At 39.7% G+C, this 24,151-nt stretch carries 24 protein-coding genes and 2 pseudogenes; 16 read left to right on the top strand and 10 right to left on the bottom strand.

What is annotated here, in order from left to right; genetic code table 11:
• Positions 1 to 8: 8 nt before the first annotated feature.
• From AM629_RS02885 to AM629_RS02870, 4 genes are read left to right on the top strand one after another with little or no spacing between them, the layout of a single operon-like run.
• A complete protein-coding gene (locus AM629_RS02885; protein ID WP_054475971.1) occupies positions 9 to 500 on the top strand; it encodes a fimbrial protein in 492 nt (163 codons plus the stop codon).
• An 11-nt stretch (positions 501 to 511) separates the two neighbouring features.
• On the top strand, positions 512 to 1,057 hold the full coding sequence (locus AM629_RS02880; protein WP_054475968.1) for a fimbrial protein: 546 nt from the start codon (positions 512 to 514) through the stop codon (positions 1,055 to 1,057).
• Between the two features lie 24 nt (positions 1,058 to 1,081).
• The gene (locus AM629_RS02875) at positions 1,082 to 1,897 is read left to right on the top strand and encodes an MrpH family fimbial adhesin (RefSeq protein ID WP_054475965.1); all 816 of its coding nucleotides are present in this window, start codon (positions 1,082 to 1,084) and stop codon (positions 1,895 to 1,897) included.
• A 36-nt stretch (positions 1,898 to 1,933) separates the two neighbouring features.
• Positions 1,934 to 2,233: a helix-turn-helix domain-containing protein gene (locus tag AM629_RS02870; RefSeq protein WP_235525384.1), complete on the top strand. Its 300-nt coding sequence runs from the start codon at positions 1,934 to 1,936 to the stop codon at positions 2,231 to 2,233.
• 306 nt (positions 2,234 to 2,539) lie between these two features.
• Here the strand turns inward: AM629_RS02870 and AM629_RS02865 are convergent, their stop codons facing one another.
• The 7 genes and pseudogenes from AM629_RS02865 to fdnG form a co-directional block, all read right to left on the bottom strand.
• Complete coding sequence (locus AM629_RS02865; RefSeq protein WP_054475964.1) at positions 2,540 to 2,809, bottom strand: type II toxin-antitoxin system RelB/DinJ family antitoxin; 270 nt, start codon at positions 2,807 to 2,809, stop codon at positions 2,540 to 2,542.
• 197 nt (positions 2,810 to 3,006) lie between these two features.
• A pseudogene (locus AM629_RS25100) lies at positions 3,007 to 3,261 on the bottom strand (helix-turn-helix domain-containing protein).
• Between the two features lie 17 nt (positions 3,262 to 3,278).
• The gene (locus AM629_RS21795) at positions 3,279 to 3,425 is read right to left on the bottom strand and encodes a type II toxin-antitoxin system RelE/ParE family toxin (protein ID WP_268794954.1); all 147 of its coding nucleotides are present in this window, start codon (positions 3,423 to 3,425) and stop codon (positions 3,279 to 3,281) included.
• Between the two features lie 106 nt (positions 3,426 to 3,531).
• Positions 3,532 to 4,854, bottom strand: a complete 1,323-nt coding sequence (locus AM629_RS02855; protein WP_054475962.1) for an SLC5/6 family protein — start codon at positions 4,852 to 4,854, stop codon at positions 3,532 to 3,534.
• Positions 4,855 to 5,432: 578 nt separating this feature from the next.
• Positions 5,433 to 6,077, bottom strand: coding sequence for a formate dehydrogenase cytochrome b556 subunit (fdoI, locus tag AM629_RS02850; RefSeq protein WP_054475960.1), 645 nt, complete (start codon positions 6,075 to 6,077; stop codon positions 5,433 to 5,435).
• The gene (gene fdxH, locus AM629_RS02845) at positions 6,074 to 6,997 is read right to left on the bottom strand and encodes a formate dehydrogenase subunit beta (protein ID WP_054475958.1); all 924 of its coding nucleotides are present in this window, start codon (positions 6,995 to 6,997) and stop codon (positions 6,074 to 6,076) included. The genes fdoI and fdxH overlap by 4 nt, the downstream gene beginning before the upstream one ends.
• 18 nt (positions 6,998 to 7,015) lie before the next feature.
• Positions 7,016 to 10,063: a formate dehydrogenase-N subunit alpha gene (fdnG, locus tag AM629_RS02840; protein ID WP_072161793.1), complete on the bottom strand. Its 3,048-nt coding sequence runs from the start codon at positions 10,061 to 10,063 to the stop codon at positions 7,016 to 7,018.
• Positions 10,064 to 10,787: 724 nt separating this feature from the next.
• On the opposite strand from fdnG, the gene AM629_RS02835 reads away from it, so the two are divergent.
• From AM629_RS02835 to AM629_RS02820, 4 genes are all read left to right on the top strand, one after another.
• On the top strand, positions 10,788 to 11,096 hold the full coding sequence (locus tag AM629_RS02835) for a hypothetical protein (RefSeq protein ID WP_054475956.1): 309 nt from the start codon (positions 10,788 to 10,790) through the stop codon (positions 11,094 to 11,096).
• A 567-nt stretch (positions 11,097 to 11,663) separates the two neighbouring features.
• Positions 11,664 to 12,335 (top strand): CsgG/HfaB family protein, encoded by a 672-nt coding sequence (locus AM629_RS02830; RefSeq protein WP_054475954.1) that lies wholly within the window; start codon positions 11,664 to 11,666, stop codon positions 12,333 to 12,335.
• Between the two features lie 21 nt (positions 12,336 to 12,356).
• On the top strand, positions 12,357 to 12,716 hold the full coding sequence (locus AM629_RS02825; RefSeq protein ID WP_054475952.1) for a DUF4810 domain-containing protein: 360 nt from the start codon (positions 12,357 to 12,359) through the stop codon (positions 12,714 to 12,716).
• On the top strand, positions 12,713 to 13,390 hold the full coding sequence (locus AM629_RS02820) for a DUF799 domain-containing protein (RefSeq protein ID WP_054475949.1): 678 nt from the start codon (positions 12,713 to 12,715) through the stop codon (positions 13,388 to 13,390). Before AM629_RS02825 ends, AM629_RS02820 begins: the two co-directional genes overlap by 4 nt.
• A gap of 344 nt (positions 13,391 to 13,734) precedes the next feature.
• On the opposite strand, the gene AM629_RS02815 is transcribed toward AM629_RS02820, so the two are convergent.
• Positions 13,735 to 15,075, bottom strand: a complete 1,341-nt coding sequence (locus AM629_RS02815; RefSeq protein WP_054475948.1) for an MATE family efflux transporter — start codon at positions 15,073 to 15,075, stop codon at positions 13,735 to 13,737.
• A 1,154-nt stretch (positions 15,076 to 16,229) separates the two neighbouring features.
• Between AM629_RS02815 and AM629_RS21780 the strand changes: the two genes are divergently transcribed.
• From AM629_RS21780 to AM629_RS23195, 8 genes and pseudogenes are all read left to right on the top strand, one after another.
• Positions 16,230 to 16,331, top strand: a complete 102-nt coding sequence (locus tag AM629_RS21780) for a pantocin A family RiPP (protein WP_071823668.1) — start codon at positions 16,230 to 16,232, stop codon at positions 16,329 to 16,331.
• Positions 16,332 to 16,377: 46 nt separating this feature from the next.
• The gene (locus AM629_RS02810) at positions 16,378 to 17,382 is read left to right on the top strand and encodes a HesA/MoeB/ThiF family protein (protein WP_083451859.1); all 1,005 of its coding nucleotides are present in this window, start codon (positions 16,378 to 16,380) and stop codon (positions 17,380 to 17,382) included.
• A 55-nt stretch (positions 17,383 to 17,437) separates the two neighbouring features.
• The gene (locus AM629_RS02805) at positions 17,438 to 18,547 is read left to right on the top strand and encodes an ISAs1 family transposase (RefSeq protein WP_054475947.1); all 1,110 of its coding nucleotides are present in this window, start codon (positions 17,438 to 17,440) and stop codon (positions 18,545 to 18,547) included.
• Positions 18,544 to 18,735 (top strand): hypothetical protein, encoded by a 192-nt coding sequence (locus AM629_RS02800; RefSeq protein WP_054475946.1) that lies wholly within the window; start codon positions 18,544 to 18,546, stop codon positions 18,733 to 18,735. Before AM629_RS02805 ends, AM629_RS02800 begins: the two co-directional genes overlap by 4 nt.
• Positions 18,725 to 19,396: a 2OG-Fe(II) oxygenase family protein gene (locus AM629_RS02795; RefSeq protein ID WP_054475945.1), complete on the top strand. Its 672-nt coding sequence runs from the start codon at positions 18,725 to 18,727 to the stop codon at positions 19,394 to 19,396. The genes AM629_RS02800 and AM629_RS02795 overlap by 11 nt, the downstream gene beginning before the upstream one ends.
• The gene (locus tag AM629_RS02790; protein WP_054475944.1) at positions 19,389 to 20,267 is read left to right on the top strand and encodes a DMT family transporter; all 879 of its coding nucleotides are present in this window, start codon (positions 19,389 to 19,391) and stop codon (positions 20,265 to 20,267) included. The genes AM629_RS02795 and AM629_RS02790 overlap by 8 nt, the downstream gene beginning before the upstream one ends.
• Positions 20,264 to 21,700, top strand: coding sequence for a carboxypeptidase M32 (locus AM629_RS02785; RefSeq protein WP_054475943.1), 1,437 nt, complete (start codon positions 20,264 to 20,266; stop codon positions 21,698 to 21,700). Before AM629_RS02790 ends, AM629_RS02785 begins: the two co-directional genes overlap by 4 nt.
• A 20-nt stretch (positions 21,701 to 21,720) precedes the next feature.
• Positions 21,721 to 21,822, top strand: a pseudogene (locus AM629_RS23195) (aromatic amino acid transport family protein); the annotation flags it as partial.
• A gap of 139 nt (positions 21,823 to 21,961) precedes the next feature.
• On the opposite strand, the gene AM629_RS02780 reads toward AM629_RS23195, so the two are convergent.
• Together AM629_RS02780 and AM629_RS02775 are read right to left on the bottom strand one after the other, a co-directional pair.
• On the bottom strand, positions 21,962 to 22,393 hold the full coding sequence (locus tag AM629_RS02780) for a bleomycin resistance protein (protein ID WP_054475942.1): 432 nt from the start codon (positions 22,391 to 22,393) through the stop codon (positions 21,962 to 21,964).
• Positions 22,394 to 22,873: 480 nt separating this feature from the next.
• A complete protein-coding gene (locus AM629_RS02775; protein WP_054475940.1) occupies positions 22,874 to 24,094 on the bottom strand; it encodes a Tm-1-like ATP-binding domain-containing protein in 1,221 nt (406 codons plus the stop codon).
• Between the last annotated feature and the right edge of the window lie 57 nt (positions 24,095 to 24,151).

The raw sequence follows: 24,151 nt of genomic DNA, 5'->3' as shown, positions 1-24,151 counted from the left end.
AGATACGGATGAATCACTTGATTTATCGTGCTTTTTGGACTGTTTGCCTAGGTTTGATCAGTGTAATGCCGGGGCAGGCAACAGATAATATGTGGTTTCATGGCACATTACTTGAACCACCCCCTTGCGTTATTAATGACGGCAATATGATTGATGTTTATTTTGGTCACAATGTTGGAATACATAAGGTGGATGGGGTGAATTATACCCAGCCAGTGAATTATCAATTGGTCTGTGTGCCTAATACCTTTGGCTGGAGTTTAGGGTTGACAGTGATTGGACCACAAACCTCATTTGATGATGCCGCCTTGAAAACCAATATCACTAATTTGGGCATCCGTCTGACTCTGGATGGCAAAGCATTCACGCTTAACAAGCGTATTCCAGTGACATCACAGAAACAGCCGGTAATACAGGCTGTACCTGTGAAAAAACCGGGAAGTGCATTGCCGGAAGGGGCGTTTGAAGTAACGGCGACATTACTGGCGGAATACCAGTGAAAGGAAAGCCAATGAAATATTTTAAGTTATTCGTGTTGCGCGTTGGTTTTATGGTTATTGCTACCACGGTCTACTGCAATCAGGCGGTACAGGCGGCGGATAATATGCGTTTTTATGGTGCATTAGTTGAAGAGCCATGCACGATTCAAGCGGGTGATGAAGACATCAAACTCGATTTTGGAACCATTGCCGAAAAATACTTGTACCAGCATGGCCGGACTAATAGCGAGCCTTTTCAGCTAAGGCTATTTGGATGCGATATCAGCGTAGGGAAATCTATTAAGCTGACATTCAGTGGCACAGAGAATACACAGTTGCCGGGTTTATTAGCGTTAGGAGCGGGTAGTCAGGCTTCCGGGATTGCTATTGGTATGGAAACAGCTGAAGGCAAACGGTTGCCGCTGAATAAAGAAGGGGACACATATCCGCTAAAAGAGGGTAACACCTTGATTATATTGAGAGCGTATGTACAGGCTGAACCGACTGCAATCGCCAACCAGACGATTAAACGTGGTGCATTTCATGCTGTTGCAACGTTTAATCTGGATTATGACTAATTGCACTATTATTAGGTAACTTAAATGAAAAAGTTATTCCCTGTTTGTTTGGTGCTTTTATCGCTGTTCTCATCAGAGGCTGTGGCGTCAATATTTTCGTATATCACTAAATCTGAAGGTATTCCGACGAATGCATATTATACCTTTGTCATTGAACGCTGGGATGAAGAAGACGATTTTACGCCGAATCCTTGTTATGGCTATGCTGCCTGTTGGATATCTGTTAACCATCGTCATAGTGTAAATGGTTATTCAGGGCAGCCATTTAGACTATTCAATATTCGAGTAGAAAGATACCGGACAATGAAACAAGTCCAGCAGGTGATATTGAAACAAACAAGTTTTCCGATCACTGGGATTGCAAAACATGTTGGTCCGGCGATTCAGTCTCACCAGGAATGTGTCGGGCTATTTTATGAAACAGATCGTAATGGTTTTAGGGGAAGGCTGTTGCCTGGCTCTTTATGTGGTGTTGCGCCCCCGCCGATTGGTTTTTGTCAGGTCAGCGAAGGATCAGTTGAACTTAACTACGGCAACATTGATGAAGCAAAATTGGAAGGTGCAACCCGATCTGAAAATATCAATGTCACTTGTAATCGGGATATGAATATTGTCGTGACCGCGACTGGGCCAGATCGGGGCGTTGTACCTTTGAGAGGTGATGGGAGCTTGAAAGCTCAATTATTATTAAATGACCGGAAAGGCGAACAAGGCGTCCCTATTTTTGTACCGGCTGGAGGAACTGTACCCGTTACCGTGAAATCGATTTTACAGAAAAACGGCAGAGTGGAAGCCGGACCATTCTCAGGATCAGGAGCAATTATTTTGGCAATGCCATAAATGGGGTGTTTTTTTAAGTTAAAGGCTGGGTTGAAAATGAAACAAGATCATCTATTAGTAGGGAAGCGTATTCAGAAAAGAAGGAAAGAATTAGGTATGACCGCAGTAAAATTGGCAGGACAAATCGGTATTAGCCAACAACAACTTTCACGTTATGAGAGGGGGATAAACCGAATTAATTTATCCCACTTGGTGCAGATAGCTTCAATATTGGATACACCGATAAACTGGTTTTTCCTTGATTGTTGTTCCCCTGTAACCAAGATTAATATTAATAAATTAACAGACCAATATATCCCGATTGCGGAAGCAACATTGGGTAAATTTGGTTGTTAATTGATAACAGCTTAAATAGGAGGATGTATAAACGGGTTTATGATTGAGTTGCGTGACCGATGGAACGGTCACTTTCATATTTTTTTATTAATTAGTGATGCCATCTCTAGAAATAAATAGTTCGTTTTTATCTGTTAATCTTATCTTTATGAACTAGGTTCTAGGTATTGACCTATATTATTGAAGAGCATATTTATACCCTTCATCTTTCAAGCTGCTGCTTTGTTGGCTGCGTTCACTTGCCGCCGCCCTGCAACTTGAAATCTATTGGGTGTATATTCTACCCGACGGGGTAATTTATTTCGCTTATTGCTTATCATTCAGTCCTTTGAGCATAGATTCTATGGAGTGATAACGATGTTCTGCTTTTACCTCCAGTTCCTTGGCTTCTAGTAAGGCTGTCAGCGTTTTAGCAGAAGGATGTCGTTTAATTTCAAAGGGTAATCCTTGATATTGTACAACTTGCTCTAAGAATAGACGGATGGCACTGCTGACAGTGAGGCCACAATCATGCAGGACAGTCGTAGCATTGCTTTTCAATTCTTCGGAGATTCGTGTCTTAATACTTGTTTGCATAATATCCTCCTGTTATGTTGTGGGCACATTGTGTCCGCTAATAAACTTGAATTCAACTGTTTCTTGTTTTCCGAATAAACTCATAGTTGTTTGCCCGTTGGCTCAATATTTAAGGGTTAAAGAATTGCATCAGACGGTTTTTTGGATAATAATTTTGAACGGTGTTATTGGATCTTTTTTTCTTAATAAGCTGCAATTTATTCTGAAATTTCAATGTTTGATATGTGTAAACCCATTGTGACAATCATATTGATCAATGTATCAATGCTAAATAAATTAATTTTGCCGTTAATTAGATCTGAAACGCGAGGTTAAGTGACATTTAACAGTTTTGCTGCTTCTGTTTGATTCAATCCCTTTTTCTTGATGTGAGCAGATAATTCTCTCGCCAACTGTGAGCGAACTTTCATATTTTCAGCTAGTTGTTGCGTATCTTCGAGTGCATCCCACATACTGGTATATTGCTTATTCATTGATTACACTCCTTTATTAATGCATTGAGTTGATTTTTTGCTAGTTCAATATCTTGATGGCGTGTTGTTTGAGTTTTCTTCACAAAACAGTGAAGAACACAAACAGCTTCCTCAAACTTATCGATGTACATAACACGGTATATCCCTTTGACATCCTCCCCTACCTTCGCACTTCGTGACTCTAATCGTAATCAAACCAATTTAGAAAGCGCAGCCTGTTATCAGACTGCGTTTTGCCTTTATTTCAATTTAGGAAAATGCCAGTAATGGTGAGATACATAATAAAAATCCAGTGAAAATAATCAGGATCAGAGAAACGCCTTTATATTTATGCAACATTGGCACTTTGTAGACCAAATAAGCTGGGATTAAACAACCGACCATACCGAAAATTGGGCTACAGATGGAAGTGAAACTCAGTACCGGTGCATTGAGGATGATCGCTCCCCAGGCCAGCAGAATAGCGAAAACCATGATGCCTTTTTGTACCCAGTTTTCATTGATTTTTTCTGTTGGCATGATACGCGCCAGAATATTCATAACGATGCCTTGGGTCGCTTCGCGGAAACCCAAGTAGACACCAAAGAAAGCGGTCATGACAGCAAAGATATTCAGTAAGACACTGATAACCGTTACCCAGCCACCGGGTAAGAATTTTGCGGCAATCGCCAGAGCGGAGATATTTTGCTCATAAGCTTGAACGGCTTCATCATGTCCCATTGCTAAGGTGAATGAAACTGCATAGAAGAAGACCGTACAGAACAGGACACCAAAGGCGATATTCATCGCTCTTAATGCCTTGTAACGGGCGACTTCATGATTTTTCTCGTGATGGCGGTAAGAGATAACCATTGGGCTTAAGGTCTGAATAAACAGAATAGAAGTCAGGGTAAATGGCAGTGTAATGATTGCCTGTTTTATCAGCGTTCCTAGTGGAGGCAGTGCGCCGACATTATATAAGTGCCACATACCGATCATGGATAAGCCTAATGCTGCGACAACAAACAGTTTAGACAGCACCATAACGCTGGATAATTTGAACAGCAGCCGTTCCCCAAGGGATGAGAGGGCTACCAGAATACAAATCAATACCAGCCCGTAGAGTGGATTGTCAGACAACAGACCTTCCGTGACACCAAAAGTCTGCAAATAGGAAGCGCTGTCATTGGTGATGGCTGTTGAGTAAACAAACATCCAAATCACCAGCATCACGAAGTAGAGTGCACCTAGCAGAATACCCCAGTTTTTACCGAGATAACCACTGATAACGCTGGGGTAATCTTTACATTCAGGGGATTCCGCCAACGTATTGATAAACAGTCGTTGGAACAGATACATTGCCGGATAACCAATCACTGATGACAGCAGGAAAACCCATAATCCCATCAAGCCGACTTGAACCGGCAGGAATACAATACCTGCACCAATTGCCATGCCGATGCTCATGATGACCCAGCCAACATCAATATTGTCGAACTTGATGGCTGTTCGCCATTCACTTTCGGTCATGTTTGCCCGTTTTGCTGCGGGGGAATCTGAGATAATGGCATGATTATTTTTTGCCGTTTCCATAATGGCTCTCGCTTATTATTTCCGTTAAAAATGTAGGTGTTATGGGGAAGAGATGCTGCATGATGTGATGCAGCAACCTTATTTTTTGCAGGTTTTTCATTATATCTGGATGGTAGTTCACTATGCAGATAAATCTCTTTCTTATTTAGCATTGTTAAGAAGATAGATGGAAATCATTTTACCTTTACAGAGTAATTGACCAGCTATGTGCGAAAAATAGAAATCGTTTTTTAATAGCATATATTGCATAGTGAAGTATTGTAATTAATTGATTTTCATTTCTTTTCATTGTCTGATAGACAGCGAAAAGGAAAATTTAAGTGAAAAAAACAAGTAATTGTAAAAGAATAATGGTGAAGTTATTACGTTAAATAGGCGAGACAGGAATATAACAGAATAAAATAATTATTTATATTGATTAAATGTAAAATATCGAAGCTTTTCACTACCTTTATCCAATGAGCCGTAAAACCCCGTCCTTCAGCGGATGTCAACTTTGCAGATAAAAGAACCATGCCGGAATATCGCTATTGGTTATTCAAATAGCATGGTTCATGTAAATTCAGCAGAAAAATGCGTTAAGGATTTTTCTCTTCCTGTTGCTCTTTCTGACGAATTTCTCTGTACCAGCGAGGATGATGTTTTTTCGCCCAGCCGCGAGTTACCCAGCCTTCAACCATTGCCCTGATAGAGCCTTTCACCCAAAACGCGGCATAGGCATGTATCAGAATAAGCAGGATCAGGCCAACGCCAGCCAGAGAATGGATCAGAAGCGCAAGCCGGATCAGCGGGATAGAGAAGAAATCAGCAAAATAGGGACGCCAGATGATCACACCACTGATTGCCAGTAAGATCAGGCAGATGCTGATAGACCAGTAGATCCCTTTCTGACCCAGATTGTACTGACCGATATCGCCAGCTTCCTCATTCCTGATGATTTTGTGAATGTTTTTTAGCCAAACAATATCCTCTTTGTCGATAAAGTTATGTTTGAAATATCTGAAAAACATAAAAGTAAATAAGAAAAACATGACTGATCCGATGAATGGATGCAGTATCCGAGCTAACTGGGGCGAACCGAAGATATTCATCAACCAGTTAAAAGATGGGAAAAAGAATCCTAACCCACTGATCCCAGTAAATAGAAAACAGAGCACTACCGCCCAGTGATTTACTCGCTCAATGGGTGAGTGGCGGAGAATAACATTCTGCCTCTTTTTCATCTCTGTTCCTCCCCATGAGTGGATTTCTCAGGCGCTTCATCATCCTGACGAGCACGTTCTTCGTCTTCTTCGCTGGTGCGGTTTGGGCCAATACCAACATAGTGGAAAATGCTAGCGGCGAAGGTGGCGGCAAAACCCACGGCGGCCAGTGGTTTCCAGATGCCTTTCCAGAAAGTCACGGTTGGGCTGATGGTTGGATTATCAGGCAGGCCATGATAAAGCTGTGGCTTATCTGCGTGATGTAAAACATACATCACATGAGTTCCTCCAACGCCAGCAGGATCGTATAAACCGGCATTCTGATAACCACGACTTTTCAATTCAGTGACCCGTTCGGATGCCAGATCTTTCATCATTTCTTTGGTGCCGAAATGGATGGCCCCAGTTGGGCAGGTTTTCACACAGGCGGGTTCCTGACCAACACCGACCCGGTCAACACATAAGGTACATTTGTATGCTCGGTTATCCTCTTTATTGATTCGCGGCACGTTGAACGGACAGCCTGCGATACAATAACCACAGCCAATACAGTGTTCTGATTGGAAGTCCACAATGCCGTTAGCATATTGAATAATGGCACCTTCTGACGGGCAGGCTTTTAAACAACCCGGATCAGCGCAGTGCATACAGCCATCTTTACGGATCAACCACTCCAGTTTGCCGTGTTCTTCCACTTCAGAGAAGCGCATCACGGTCCAGGATTTAGCCGTCAGATCGGTAGGATTATCATAAACACCGACGTTAAAACCCACTTCATCACGGATATCGTTCCATTCTGAACAGGCCACCTGACAGGCTTTACAGCCAATGCAGGTGGTGACATCGATCAGTTTTGCCACTTGTTCCTGATGATCGCGGACACGAGGGGCTGGAGTGAAGGAATGGGTGGCGGATTTACGAATAATGTCTTGAGATTGCATGGTTAATTTTCGCTCCTGTTATACCTTTTCCACATTCACTAAAAACGCTTTGTATTCCGGTGTATGTGCATTGGCATCACCCACGGAAGGTGTAAGCGTATTGGCTAGAAAACCTTTGCGGGTTGCCCCGGCAAAACCCCAGTGGCAAGGAATACCAATGGTTTCAACTGGCTGACCATTAATAGTCAGTTGCTGGATTCGTTTGGTAACAACGGCTTTAGCTTTGATAAAACCGCGTTTGGAAGACACTTTGACTTCATCCCCCTGAATAATGCCTTTTTCTGCCGCCAGCTTTTCACCGATTTCAATAAACTGTTCGGGCTGAACTACGGCATTAAGCTGGGCATGTTTTGTCCAGTGACGGAACAATTCGGTAATGGAGTAAGTGGTTGCAACATAAGGAAATTCATTGGCTTCTCCCATATAAGCGACATCAGAATGAAAGATCCGCGCAACCGGGTTAGAGATAACATTTGGATGAAGTGGATTTGTGCCGATAGGTGATTCAATGGGTTCGTAATGTTCAGGAAAAGGGCCATCAGCCATTTTATCAATGGAGAATAAGCGAGCGACCCCTTCTGGCTGCATAATAAACGGTCCGACATGGGTTCCCGGTGCGGCATTGCTGTAATCAACAATGTCAAAGCCATCCCATTTATTACCATCCCATTTGATTAACTGACGATTTGGGTCCCACGGTTTGCCCTGTGGATCAACCGATGCACGATTGTAGAGCACTCTGCGGTTTTGCGGCCATGCCCAGGCCCAACCCGGAGTACAACCCAGTCCAGAGGGATCTGAATTATCGCGGCGTGCCATTTGGTTGCCTTCTTCGGTCCAGCAACCGGTGTAGACCCAGCAGAAACTGGCGGTGGTGCCATCATTTTTTAGTTGAGAGAAACTGGAAAGTTGCTGGCCTTTTTTCAGCATGATATTGCCGTTTTCATCTTTAATATCTGCTAAGGCTTTACCATTGGCTTCACGGGCAACTTCTTCTGGTTTTGGATCTTCAGGATCTTGATAATCCCATGACAGATTCATGATCGGTTCAGGGTAAGCGCCACCTTCTGCTCGGTAGAGTTCACGCAGACGTAGCAACAACTTGCCAAGAATTTTACCGTCGTGCAGCGCTTCTCCCGGTGGTTGTGCGCCGGCCCAGTGCCATTGTAGCCAGCGACCTGAGTTAGCAATTGATCCGTTTTCTTCTGCAAAACAGGAGGAGGGCAGACGGAAAACTTCGGTCTGAATATCAGTTGGATTGACATCATTCATCTCGCCGTGATTTTGCCAGAAGTTAGATGACTCTGTGACCAACGGATCGATCACGACCAGATATTTCAGTTTTGATAGTGCCTTACTGGACTTGTTTTTATCTGGGAATGCCGCTAGAGGGTTAAAACCTTGGACAATGTAGCCATTCATTTTACCCTGAGCCATCAACTCAGCTTGTGTCATGATATCGTAGCTTCTGTCCCATTTTGGGAGCCAGTCATAACCCCAGTCATTTTCTGCTGTGGCGTGCTCCCCCCAGAAGCTTTTCAATAAACTGATAAAGAAATTCGGCGTATTTTTCCAGTAATTAACTTGATTTGGCACGATGGTTTTCGGCGTTGTTTGTGCCAGATAGGTTGTGAGATTCTCCTGTTTTTCACTTGGTAAAGGCAGATAGCCGGGTAAGTTAAGAGACAGTAAACCGAGGTCACTGTAGCCCTGAATATTGGAGTGACCACGTAATGCATTTACACCGCCGCCCGGCATTCCTACGTTACCTAACAGTAGTTGTACCATAGCAGCCGCGCGGATAATTTGAGCGCCGCCAGTATGGTGAGTCCAACCAAGTGCGTAGAGAATGGTTGCGGTGCGGTTGGTGACTGCGGTACTTGCCAGTTGGGAACAGATGTAGAGGAAATCTTCTTTTGAAGTCCCACACAGGCTGGAAACCTGTTCTGGAGTATAACGTTCAACGTGATTTTTTAGTAAGTTCCATACACAACGTGGATGAGATAGTGTGTCATCTCGTTTTGCATAGCCTTGCTCATCGGTTTCGTAATGCCATGAGGATTTGTCGTAGCTTTTGGTGGTTTGATCAAAGCCACTGAATAGGCCATCTTCGAATTGATAATCTTGATGAATGATTAAACTGGCGTTGGTGTAAGCTTTAACATACTCAGATTGGATAGCATTATTCTCTATCAAATAGCGGATCACGCCCAGTAAGAAAGCGGTATCTGAACCGGCACGAATTGGCGCGTAGAAATCCGCTACCGCAGCACTGCGATTGAAACGTGGATCAACCACAATCACTTGGGCGTTGTTTTTAATTTTGGCTTCAATAACCCACTTGAACCCGACTGGATGCGCTTCAGCTGCGTTTCCGCCCATGATCAGGACAACGTTAGCGTTTTTAATATCAACCCAGTTATTGGTCATGGCACCACGGCCAAACGTTGGCGCCAGCGCAGATACTGTTGGGCCGTGGCAAAGACGCGCCTGACAATCAATAGCGATCATGCCCATTGCGCGGGTGAATTTCTGATCGAGGATACCGGTTTCATTGCTGGCGGCAGAGGAGCAGAGCATACCGGTTGTCAGCCAGCGGTTGACGGTGACATTATTTTCGTTTTTCTCAATAAAATTGGCGTCACGGTCATCTTTAATCAAACGAGCAATCCGTTCAATGGCTTCATGCCAACTGATACGTTGCCATTTATCAGAACCCGGAGCCCGGTATTCGGGGTATTGCAGGCGGTTTTTACTGCGAATATAGTCAAGCACTCCGGCACCTTTCGGACACAGAGAGCCACGGCTGACTGGGTGATCCGGATCACCTTCGATGTGAAAAATGCTTTCTTTGGCGTTTTTCGCACCATCACCCAGGCTGTACATCAGAATGCCACAGCCAACAGAGCAATAAGTGCAGTTATTACGAATTTCACGTGAGCGCAGTAGCTTGTACTGGCGAGTTTCAGCCAGCGCAATGGATGGAGCAAATCCCAGCGCGGCGGCTGTTGTTCCCGCCATACCACCTGCACAGATCTTGAAGAAACTTCTTCTGCTGACCTGCATCGGTCTTCTCCTTTATTTTTTGAATGACGACATTGCTTTACTTCTGATGCAATAACACCTTGATGAATAAGGCGAAATTGTTTTCATAGCCCGGCTCGTTTTTCATTCAAAACATTCCTGGGTATCGAGGAGAACCCACTGCATTGATGAGTTATAAACTACCTGAGGTTATTATTATCCATATTATCATAAAGAGTATTTTGTTGCTAAATATGGGTAATTTTGTTTCAAAATCAAAAATGATATTAAAATTATTTTATTATTATGTTACGGAATTATTGATAATAAGATGGTGGTATATTTGAACCGGATTAATTTTTTCCTTAATTAATATTTGATTTGGTAGAAATTAAACCGCGATAATTTATTTGTGCCCGTATTCGTAATATTCAAAATTATTCGTTGATTTCGTTCAGGATAGATATTAATCAGCTTACGGATTGATATGGTATGGCAACATAGTTCCCGATTTCTTATCTATACCCTTCATCCTTCAAGTTGCTGCTTGGTTGGCTGCGTTCACTTACCCCAGTCACAGAGTTATCTATGCTCCTGGGGATGCTTTCATCAGTTCGGTGACCCGTGTACTCAATAAACTCTTTGTTTACTTGAGGTTGGCACAACAGATAGAAATGCAAGCTCGTAAAAGCTATAAATGTAATCGCGTAAAAACTAATTTTGCATTCTCATAAAAACTAATTATTGAGTATCTGACGGGGGAAATATGGCAAAAACTGGAAACGAAAGGTTAGCAGAAGCCCTGAAAGCGGCGAGTGATGCAGCTGTGGGCAATGTGCTCAGTTCCAAATCAATCACGGATAAGCAACGTACTCTTCTCGTCAAGAAAGGCTATTTCAAGCAAATTATCAGGGGATGGTATCTCCTCGATGCGGATCTCACGACTGAAAAAGCTGGTGATTCAGTACTTTGGTATGAATCCATTTGGTCGTTTGTCGGGCAGTACATTGAAAGTATCTTCGGGGATGACTATTGGCTGAATCCAGAAGCCTCTCTCAATCTATGCAAGAAGTAGCCGGGTAACTAGCAAAAATAATGTATTAGACGGCGGAGAGAAAGGATGTTTAAAAAAATTCTAAGCCTCTGGTGGTTTTTGTCAGAGGCTTATGTGTATATACCGCATTTTTCATAAGTGGAGATAGTGAAATCAAATTGGATAACGATTTTCCCTTATTCATATTTGTCTCGATTATGTTATTACATGTTGAAAAATGCTTTTTTACGTATTTAACTTAATTAACTGGTTATTCTTGAACGATATTCATTCATTAATAAACAGATATTTGTGGCATTAGATGCGAATAGTTTAATTAATAATATCAATATTGATGAAATATTGATATTGAAATTTAAGTTAATGTGAGTTTATCCACTAAGTGAATAAAAGTAATTAATAAAAATGTGATATAACAGATGTTTTTTCACTGTTTTGGCATAAAGTGCTGGTCACACAGCACCAGCTTATTCATAATAATTTCTGATGTAAATGAATTTTAGTGGAAATGTTATCTGCCAGTTTTTTCATCTTATCGTTGAGATCAGGTAGATAGACGAATAATTTTTTATGCAGGAATAGGTTTTTATGCAAGGTAAATTGGTTTTATCTTCAATTTGTTTGGCTTCAGCAATATTAGCCGGGTGTGCAACTGAATCTTCCAATACCGTTCAAGTACAGAAAGTTAATTCTTATAACACGGTATATCAAGGCGTTCGTAGCCCAATTGCTATCGGTAAGTTTGAAAATCGTTCCAGTTATCAAAACGGGATTTTTTCTGATGGCGTTGATCGTCTGGGTAATCAATCTAAAACGATTTTAATCACGCACTTACAGCAGACCGGACGCTTTACAGTTCTGGAACGTACCAATATGAAAGAGCTGAGAGCCGAAGCGGGCTTACAAGGCAAGTCGCAGAAACTGAAAGGGGCTAACTACGTCATTACCGGAGATGTGACTGAATTTGGCCGCAAAGAAGTTGGTGATCATCAGTTATGGGGCCTGCTCGGACGGGGTAAATCCCAAGTGGCTTATTCAAAAGTCATGCTGAATGTCGTGAATGTGGAAACATCTGAAGTGGTTTTCTCTGTAGCTGGGGCTGGTGAGTATAAATTATCTAACCGTGAAATTATCGGTTTCGGTGGTACTGCCAGCTATGATTCTACTCTGAATGGTAAAGTGCTGGATTTGGCAATTCGTGAAGCGGTAAATAGCCTGGTTGAAAGCATTGAAACCGGTGCATGGAAGCCATCTAATTAAGAAATTTAGGGATATATTCTCATGATATTAATGAAAAAAATGGGCTTATTACTGGCCGCGACGGTCCTGGTAGGTTGTGTCAATCAACCAAAAACGATTTATGAGTGGGGTCAATACGAACCTACAATTTATCAGTATTATCAGCAGGACAAGATGGGATTTGACGAGCAACTACAGGCTTTGCAGCAAGTAATTGAAAAAGCGAAAGCGAAAGCTAAACCAGTACCGCCTGGGTTGCATGCACAGATGGGTTTGCTCTATAGCAAGACCGGTCGTGTTTCAGAAGCGTTCCATCAGTTTGAAGCAGAGAAAACATTGTTTCCTGAATCAGCGCTATTTATGGACTTTTTATTAAGTAAAAATAAAGGAACTATGCAATGAACCGTGTTCTTGTGGCGTTAAGTTTATTAGCTGCATTTGTGCTAACAGGGTGTAGTAAATCTGTCCCTTATGACTACACTGCATTTAAAGAGAGCAAACCAAAATCTATTCTAGTATTGCCGGCGGTAAATAAATCTCTGGAAGTTAAGGCAGGGCACAGCCTGATTTCTCAAGTGACTTATCCACTGGCAGAATCTGGCTACTATGTTTTACCGGTTGCTGTTGTGGAAGAAACATTGCAGCAAAATGGCGTGACAGTGGGGCAGGATGCTCAAAATATCAGTTATAAAAAACTGCATGAAATTTTTGGTGCAGATTCAGCGCTCTATCTGGATATTGAAGAATACGGTACGCAATATCAGATTATTAACAGTGATACCCGGGTAACCGCTTCAGCCAAGTTGGTGGACCTGCGTAGTGGCAAGCAACTGTGGAGTGGCCGGGCTGTCGCTTCATCGACTGAAAATCAAAATAATTCAAATAGTAATCTTATTGGAATGTTAGTGTCAGCGGTAATTTCACAAATCGCGAATACCATTACGGATAAAGGTCATGAAATTGCGGGTATTACAAGTTATCGCCTACTGACAGCGGGTGGTAACCGAGGTTTACTCTATGGACCACGTTCAGAGCATTATGGTAAAGAAGAACATTTAACTGCTAATAACCGCTAATTAAATGTATATACCCAATGGATTTCAAGATGGATCGCGACGGCACAAGGGAACGAATCCCCGGGAGCCTATACCCAATAGATTTCAAGTTGCAGGGCGGCGGCAAGAGAACGCATCCCCAGGAGCATAGATAACTCTGTGACTGGGGTAAGTGAACACAGCCAACAAAGCAGCAGCTTGAAAGATGAAGGGTATAGATAACGATGTGACCGGGGGTGAGAGCAGCCAACAAAGAGGCAACTTGAAAGATAACGGGTATAAATGGTGATAATGAGCAGTTAGCAACATCCTGCTTCTTATCACCATTATTTTTTTATTGTTTTTTGATGATTAGTGATTGTTGATTAAATATCTAATCGTTTGGTTTGCCATTTTTTGGATTTCCAACGCCATGTATTAATGAACCCACGGAGCCATTCATCACAGAAGAAACCGATCCAAATACCTAAGATACCCATTTCCATCTTGATCCCAAGAAAATATCCCACCGGAATAGCCACACACCACATAAAGAACATGGCAGTATATAACGGGAAACGGGCATCACCGGATGCGCGCAATGCGTTTACCATAACGATATTTGCAGTACGGATAGGCTCCATAAATACAGACAGTAAGAATAATGGCAATAAAAGTTTGATAATGGATTCGTCTTGCGTTAGAAAATGCAAGATCGGTATTCTGAACAGCCAGAAAGCGGTGACAACACCAACGGTCACGATACAGCCAATTTTCAGGCTGTTGAGGCCACGAATATAAGCGTCTTCAAACCGTTTGGCACCGACCAGATGGCCGACCATGATTTCATTACCAATGCTGATGGAGATACCAAATAACATAACAAACAGCGATAGTTGGAAGTAGAGCGTTTGTGCTGCCAGTGCGGTTTCACCCATCAAGCCAATAAAGGCTATGGCAGCCATATATTGTAAGATCCACACAACGTTTTCGCCCGCAGCGGGTAAACCGACATGTAAGATTTTACCCAACATACTCTTTGACCAGAGTAGGAAACCCGACAGCGTAAATTTAATCCGCAAGCCGTAACTGAGCAGACAGAATAACAAGATCACAGCAACAATCCGGCCAAAGACCGTAGACCAGGCGACACCTTCCAGACCATATTTAGGCAACCCGAAGAAGCCATACAGGACAATCATATTACCCAGTACAGTCAGCAAATTAGCAATCAACGTGACATACATGGCTACTTTGGATTTCCCATAAACTCGCAGGCAAGCTGCCAGAATAATCGAAATCGCTTCAGGGATCAGACAAATACCCAGAATGTGCAGATAGCTAAAACCATCTTTCATTAGATGCTCAGGCATGTTCATGATATGTAGGATCTTATAGCCTAAGAAGATAGTAATCAGCGCACAAGTGAACCCAAGCAAGAAGTTAAATGCAATAGAAATATGGATTGCCTGACTGGCTTTATCACGTTTGCCTGCACCAATGTACTGAGCAATAACGACACTGCAACCGACGCTGATAAAATTGAAGATAGTGATAAACAGGTCAAATACTTGATTACCAACTGCCATAGCGGCTAGGTAAGAAGTAGAAACATGGCTCACCATGTAGGTGTTAATTAATAAAGTGACCAGATGGAGAAGAATATCAATAAAAATTGGCCAGCTTAATGAAAAGAGCGAACGCTCAGTAACATCGGTTTGATGCATTTGAAAAACCTGCTGATTGAAAAAGGTAAAATTAATTGTTTCTTAAGATGCGGCGTACTCAGAAAATATTCATCTATTCTACATGGTTTATTCAATGGTTAACAGTAAGGGAATAAAGATAATGTGCTTGTAGCCATAAAATAGTTTGCTGATGTGTATACTTATGATTGAGATACCGCCACTATTTACTTGCAAGGAGATTTAAGTCAGATGATAGTGAAATATTTAGTTCCATATTATAGTGTTAAATACTTAAGTGAATGTTTAAATTAATAGATAAGTTAAATTTTTTCATTATAAAATATCATTTATATAATTTTTTTAATCAATTGCTCATGTTTGGCGATATGTATATCAGATAGATTTATTCAATCTGTGATTGAATTATTATCTTGTTATCTCTTTTGATGTTGTTATGTTTGACCGTTTTATTAAATTTTATTCGAAGGGTATTTATAGTTAAATTTATCTAAATAATTTCATGAAATTTTAATTGTAATTTAAACGTATCATCAACAAGATAATAAAAAAATAGGTGTGATTAAATTTTGTTCTGCAATTGATTCAAGGAGCGGAGTATACGGAAATAAAAATGTACCATTTAGCGAGGTGATATGATGATAAACAGATTACAACGCCAGTTATTTATGACCATTCGTCGCGATCCATCTTGAAATCTATCGGGTATAAATCAATCCTAAAATCGGCGTAATTGTCCCAGCCAGTTTGATTTCTTATTATATTTACCCCTGATAATAAAGATAAATAAAAATACCCAATAGGATAGGAAGTCAGTTTCAAATATATTTTTAAGAAATTACAAATAGATTTATTATTTAGACTGTTAATGCTTTTTTTAATATTAAATGGAAATAACTTATTTAATGAAATTATTTTTTTCAAAAACCATTTGTCATTTTGATGATTACTATTTGTAATTATTAGAATGACTTAAATAGCTTAGTATCATATAACTCTTTATAAATTATCATGTTTTTTGAAAAGAAACTATCATAGCTTGATATTTTTTCTAGAGTTTAAGAAAAATTCTTGACTTTAATTATTTTTATATTATTAATTTGTTTGTTAGCTAGTTGTAATTAAATGGTTAACACTGGGAAACATAACGTAATAATCTAATTGAGGTATATACCATGAATCAAGAAATGTCTTTCGTAGAACTCGAAGAACGTATCTCTTCTATCAGCGAAGAAAAAGCTATGTACACTGAAGAAGAATCCATTGAACTCGAATAAGAACTAGATAAAAGCCGCCTAATGGCGGCTTTTGTAGGAAATTAATATGAGAATTACTAAGCCGTTAATTAAGCGCTCTCATCACATCATCCTTTCTGATGATGGTGATATTTGTATAGGTGAAGTGCCTAAGAAATCTCAAATTATTAAAAATCCGCCAGAATGGGTGAAAGTTGTTTTATCTAAACTTGATGGTTTTCATACGATCCCAAGAATAATAAAAGAAATTTCACATATGGGGTATAAAATAAATGAGCATGAAATCGTCAATTTTATTGAAAAATTAAATTCATTTGGGCTTATTGAAGATAACGCAATATTCTCAGATATTCTTACATCACAGGAAATTGAGTTATACGACAGGCAACTTCTTCAATATTCTTTAATAGATAACGAGAATATAAATTCTATAAAGTATCAAGAAAGATTAAAAGAAAGTAGAATTTTAGTTCTTGGTATGGGGGGATGGGGAACCTGGTGTTCATTGCAATTAGCGTTAGCTGGTGTGGGAACGTTAAGAATTGTTGATGGAGATGATGTTGAATTATCTAACTTGAACAGGCAAGTTCTTTATACTTTTGATGATATTGGAAAAAATAAAGTCGATGCGGCTGAGGAGGGGATAAAAAGGCACAATAAATACACGAATGTAGAAAAGTATTTTGAGTTTGCTACAACAGATGAAAATAGACTTAAAGAGATGTTGGATGGTGTTGATTTAGTTTTACTTGCATGGGCCAGCCTGGGTTATTTCAGGAAAAATACGGTTGAAGGAATAGTACATGAATTGGCTTGTAATAAAAATATACCCGTCATAGAACTGGGAGGTGATCCTTTCGAGATATCCGTTGGGCCAATTTATTTAAATAATGGGCAAGAGAAGACTTATTTTGATGCCAAGAAAAGCATTAAAAAGCAATTTTATAGTGAAAATAATGATGTAAAGAAATTCCAGGAAGCGAGGATGAAGCAACAATTCTTAGACGGTAATAGAAAGGTTAATGCGTGGCAAAGTGCACAGGGTGCGAGCATACTTTTTTATCCCCCTTGAATGAATCGTAATTACATGATCTAATTATCCTTATTTTTCTTTTTAATACTCGCCCATGAATCCGAACCAAACCCTGATTGAACATTTAACCGTTGTGAAAGAAACTCGTTCTGACATCAATCGTCAATACGAGCTGATTGATGTTATTTTTCTTGTCATCAGCGCCATTCTGGCTGGCGCTGAAGGTTGGCAAGATATTGAAACTTATGGTCGAGCCAAAATTAAGTGGCTGAAAAAATATCGCCCCTTTCCCAATGGAATACCACGCCGACACACGGTTGCCAGGATCGTGCGCGCTATTGAACTTGATTCGCTGTTGGAGGCTTTACTCAACTGGATCAATGAACAACGTGAACAGGGAGGGAAACCGGTCATTGCCTTCGATGGAAAAGTGCTGCGACACGCCTACCGTAATGAAAAGAAAAACGCCGTCCAACTGGTCACTGCATATGATACGGAGCAAGGATTAGTCCTGAGCCAGAAAGCCACCGCCACGAAAAACGGGGAAATCAGTATTGTGCGGCAGATGTTGGATATCCTTGACCTGAAAGGCAGTATCGTCACACTGGATGCCTTGCATTGTCAGCGCCAAACGCTGGAAAAAATCAGCGAAAAGAAAGCCCATGTTGTGGTTCAGGTGAAGAAAAATCAGCCTCATCTGTGGGAAGCCGTCCAATCGCAATTTCAGGCGGTGTTTGATGCCGGTAAAGAAAAAATTATCACGGAAGTCAAGCAAGAAGCCCATGGCCGGCGTGAAGAGCGTTATGTGTTTCAGTTAAAGCCTCAATTCACGCCAGAATTAATAGAGAAATGGCCGACCATTCGTAGCATTATCGCAGTAGAACGTCACCGGACACAAAATGGCAAAGGAACGGTGGACACGTCTTATTATGTGAGTTCCCTTTCGCCCAGGCATAAATCATTGGGATATTACATTCGTCAGCATTGGCGGATTGAAAATAGCCAGCACTATATTCTTGATGTGGTCTTTAAAGAAGACGATTCACGAATTGTCCTGGATGGTGCCGTTGAAAATCTGGCATTATTCCGTCGTATCGTCCTGAATCTGGTCAAACAATGCGATTGCGGAGCACCGAGTCAAAGGAACAAGCTTAAAAAAGCGAGTTGGTGTGATGATTATCGGGCAAGAGTTTTCTTTGGATGAATAGCAGTCAAAGTATGCTCGTGCCCTGGCAAAGTGCACCATCATTAGCTGCAATGTCTGGGTTGGTTGCTGATCAGGTAGTAAAAATAATCACTGGATATGATGAACCTGCTCTTGTCGGTAAAAAGCTTTATATCTCGCTTAGAGATTTTAAAACCAGAGAGGAGTACATATTTGATGAAAATTAAAGATCTGTACTCAGCATTTAAGAATAAAGGCTATGTGAGTTTTTCAATAGATGAATTTTTTCCTGAGTTTGCTTTTTTTTCAGATAATTTTAATTCAATTAGTGACAGTGCGTGGTCTTATATTATAAAGAATAGGTATGGAGAGCATGATTTTTATTTGAGTGAGAATAGTATAGAGGAAATTGAAAGGGAAAAATCAATTTCAATTGAAGATTATAATAATGGTATTTTTTCATTTTCTTTCAGGCGACTTCCTGATAATGACAGGAGTGAAAAAATAACCTGTTTTTCTGAGATAAAAAACATAGTAGATAGCGAAAAATTCAAGTCATTTCTTACATCAATAACAGGCAGAGAGATAAAGAAAATGGCTTTATTATATTTAAACAGATTTGATAAAGGAGATTTTTTAACGACGCATTGTGACCCGGGAGAAAGTTTTGGCATAGTAATAAATTTGACTGATAATTGGAATCCAAACCATGGAGGATTAACGGTTATTCTGGATAATGAGCGTAAATTTATCACGGATACATTAGTTCCATATAATTTGACGACATTGATTTTCGATACCAGTGAAAAGGAAATACCTCATTTTGTGTCTATGGTGACCGCTGAGAGTAAAAAAAGGAGAATGGCCTTGGTGGTTAGATATGACTAGAAATAAAAAAGTACTTTCTTCCGCAATCCTAATAGCAATGTTATGGGGAGGCGGATTCCCTATTTCAAAAATAGCTATTGAGCAAATTGGGGTATGGCCTTTTCGTTTTTACTCAACGATTACATCCGTATTAATATTGATTTTTCTGGTTTTGATTTTATATAAAAAAAAACCGAATTTTTATGATCTGTTATTTTGTATACCTCTGGGTATTTTAAATGTTTTCTTGGTGCCTGTTTTAAATAACATATCACTAAAATATACAGATTCTGTGAAAGCATCTGTGCTTATATACACAATGCCTGCTATTACCTCTTTTCTGACAATGATAAGTAGCAGAAGAATCAGTTTTAGATCAATTACTGTGTCTATACTTTGTATATTAGGCGTTTTGATATTCATATCCTTAAGAGAAATAAGCTTTGGTGAGTGCATCATATTAGTCAGTGCCTTCGCATGGGCATTAGGAACTTTTTTATCAGAAAAAATACCCACTCAGTTAGATATATTTTCCAAGGTTTTATATCAAAATATTGTTTCATTTTTATTAATGATAATTATAACGCCATTTTTATCTACAAACCTTAATATATTTAATTTTAATGGTGAGTTTTTTCAGGCAGTTACCCATATTTTTATACCTATTCTATATATGGGGATAGCGAGTGGTGTTCTTGTTTATATTTTATGGTTTTACATGATAGAACGTGGTGGCGCAGAGTTAACCGCTTATTCTGCACTTATATCGCCTATATTTAGTGTGTTGATATCCTATTATTTTCTAAATGAATCAATAACTCGCAATATGTTTATTGGCATGTTGTTTATATTTTCCAGTGTCATAATAGCATTTATAGGGAAAAAGAAATGAGGGAATTATCTGATATAAAAGAATACTATCGTTCAATATATAATATCGAACATTTGATGGATATATGTTATTGGGATCAAACTACTATGATGCCTGAGAATAGCTTCTTAGCAAGGGCAGAAGCGCTTTCAGAGGCAGAATTAATTATTCATGAAAAAAAGACATCACAAGTTATTTTTGATGCGGTAGAAAAATTACTCTTAGATGATAATCTGGATAATATCACAATAATGGCTCTTCTCTCGGCTAAAAAGGAAATTGAACAAAAGCGACTACTTCCTATTTCCTTAGTAAAAGAAATAAAGAAGATTACCTGTCAGTGTGAATATTCATGGGTTAAAAATAAAGAAATAAATAATTGGCAAGGGTTTTCAAAAGATTTGACACAATTAGTCGAATTAATAAGAGAAAAAGCCGATATTTTATCTGAAGCTTCAGGTACCAGCCCCTATGAATCATTATTGAACGAGTATGAGCCAATGATGAAGACGGATATGTTAGATAATCTTTTTGAAGAGATTCAGATGTGGCTACCTGGTTTAGCAGAACGGTTTAAATCAAACTCATTAAATAGGAATGTAAATCAGAAAATTCCAATTAGAACGCAAATAAAGATAAATAAAGAGATGCTTTCTGAACTAGGATTTGATTTTTCCAGAGGGAGATTAGATGTCAGCGCTCATCCTTTTTGTGGTGGAACCAGAGATGATATAAGAATCACGAATAGATATTCAGATTCTAATTTCATGGGTGGAATCTATGCTTCTTTACATGAATTTGGACACTCTCTATATGAAAGGAATCTTCCTAATGAATTTTTAGGCATGCCTGTATCTTATCCTTGTTCTATTGGAATACATGAAAGTCAGAGTTTATTCTTTGAAATGTGTTATGGTTATTCTGATTCTTTTATTAATTATTTATCAAAAAAAACAGTGAAATACGGATTAAATATATCAGCTAGTAGTATAAGAAAACACTTGCTGCAATTAAAACCTAATGAAACCAGGATAAATACAGATGAAATACATTACTTGCAGCATATTTATTTACGTTATTTAATTGAGAAAGATTTGATTAATAAAAATATAACGGTTAATGATATACCTGAATTATGGGATGAACTTTCTCTTAAATTATTAGGTATAAGTTCAGGGAAAGATCATAAAAATGGATGTATGCAGGATATCCATTGGGCCGCAGGTTTTTTTGGTTATTTCCCATGCTATATGCTCGGTTATATATATGCATCACAGATATATAAAAAAATAGGTGATTTAAACTACGAAGATACTCTTCTTTGGCTAAGAAAAAACATTTGGTTAAAAGGCGCCTTTTTTTCACCTGTTGATATAATCGAATCTGGTACAGAAGAGAAAATAAGTACATTATACGCAAGAGACATGATTATCGCTAAATATGAGAATATTTAATAAGAAAATGTAGGGTTGATAACAGGAGGGCACTGAATCTATTGTTGACCCTATGTTTTAACTTTGCCATCGCCAGTTCATTTCCTGGTGTTACTCTTGGGATATTTGATTATTTGGCTGATTGCTTGTAATCCGATGAGACTAAATTGGGGAGTTTTAACAAAACTGCGGAATTCTCCCCTAAATTCTCATTGAGAGCGAAGCGAAATATTATATATTGGAAAAAGTGAGGAGATTATCCGGTGTAGCAGAATATTATGTTCAATATGTCATTATATTTTCTATAAATTGGCTGAATCGTAGTAGATAACCATCGGGATCTTGCACCAGAAATTCTCGTTGGCATGCCAGTACTTCATTAATATGATAATGATTATCTTTAACTTCTCGGTATAGTTTTATCGAATTAGCTTTTAAGCTGTTCAATAAAGGAGTCAAATCATCGACTTCAATCTGAAAATTCACCCCTCTTCCTAGAGGATAATTTAATGGTGCTATGTTCCAGCCATCATCATGTAGTGCTTCAAGCATGAGTTGTGCTTCGCCTAATTCTAAATATGCAAAGTCTGGTTTATCTCGACGAATAAGTAACCGGAAGCCGAGAATTCTTTGGTAAAAATCCAGAGATAGAGAAAAATTAGTAACGGTAAGTTCTGGAACCATACGATTCCAATAAGGTTCATTTTGATCCATACGCTATTCCTGAGTTTTGATTCTGCTGTTTGGTGTACTGAATGCCACTATCCATATCTTATCAAGTTTTAATTGCCTGTATATCCATAAAAAAACTCCTGCGGTGGGGGCCGCAGGAGCCTGGTGTTGACGGAAATATGCTCCGAAAGGAAGAAAACAAAGCAGGTATATTTATATTTTAATTTAGTTTGTTATCTTCCAATATGTTATGACTCGATTATTAACAGGAAGTTCTTGTGGCTTCCCTTTGGAACACGAGTATTTGGCTACTTTTACTCTTTTAGTGCGATTACTCGACAGACGTGCCGTAGAAATCGCGGCTAATAGAACAATAGCATCAGAATGCCCTATTTTGGCAACTTTTTGCCTAGTCATTAATTAGTTGTACATAATCTTTCAGTGTCAATACCGCTTCTGTACTGGCATTATCGTCAGTATTTTGGTTCATTAAGTTTTCCTCCTGTTTCAATTCTGGACTATCTATACAACTGAATTCATCATTTGCTGATATTCGCTGATCACTTGTTGGCAAAATTCAGATGAATTCACGTGATGAGAACTTTTAATCAGTTGTCTATTTTCTATTTCTATAAATGTAGACTCGAAAGCGTTGATAAATGCTTGAGTCGCTTCAGGGTTCCAGAATGGTCCATCTTCAATATCCAGAGCAGAAAAACCACCTTCAGGAATAATAAATTTCACTTTTCCTTCGCACTGATTAAGTTTTTCAGCGATCCAAATTCCCATTTGATAATTCTCTTCTGGTGTGGTGCGCATTAATGTTACATGGGGATTATGACGGTAAAATTGTCTGTTTTTATAGTGTCCCGGAATAGTATTCGGATGACCAAAATTCACCATATCTAACGCCCCGCAAGAACCAATATAAGGTATTTTTGTGCGGGCTATTGCACTCAATCGGTCAACATCACAGGCCAGAATACCGCCAAATAAATAGTCACAGACTTCAGTTGTGGTTATATCAAGCAGACTGTTAAGTAAGCGACTTTCGGCCAGTTTTTCCATGGTTTTGCCACCGCTGCCGGTTGCATGGAAAACCAAACAGTCATATTGCTGTTCCAGCTCTTTGGTCAGCAACTGTATACAAGGTGTTGTCACACCAAACATTGTCAGGCCAATAGCAGGCTTATCTTCGATATTGCTCTCTTCATGAAAATAAACTGCGCCAGCAATTTGGTTGGCCGCATTTTTTAATACCTGACGAGAGATACGGTTAAGGCCAGATACATCAGTGACTGAATACAGCATAGCGATATCACTAACCCCAACATACCCAGAAACATTACCGGAAGCCATGGTAGAAACCATAAGTTTTGGTATACCTATAGGTAAAGACTGCATGGCGGGTGTAATCAGGGCTGTCCCACCAGAACCCCCTAGCCCCAGAATAGCTAAAATATCAGTTTGTCTTGATAAAAAAGTTTTAAAGGCAATTGCCATTGCGGAAATTGCTTTACCCCGATCACCACAGAAAACGGCTTCTTTGCCTTGTGGATGATGCTCTGCTACTGTTAGTGAAGTAATATCCGCGCCTCTTTCCAGTGGGCCAGGTTTAGTCGTCAAGTCCACAGTGCGAACGGCAAGGCCAGTTTTTTCTATCAGATCCCTGACGTAGAAGATTTCTGCACTCTTGGTATCAAAAATGGTGGCAATATAAATATAGCCGTGGTTATTTTTCATTATAATTATGAATGTTTCCCTTGGTGCTGGCGACTAACTTATGGACAGATTATAGTC

The sequence above is a fragment of the Photorhabdus heterorhabditis genome (assembly GCF_001280945.1).
In the GTDB taxonomy this organism is placed as follows: domain Bacteria; phylum Pseudomonadota; class Gammaproteobacteria; order Enterobacterales; family Enterobacteriaceae; genus Photorhabdus; species Photorhabdus heterorhabditis.
This window is presented reverse-complemented; position numbering and strand designations above follow the sequence as displayed.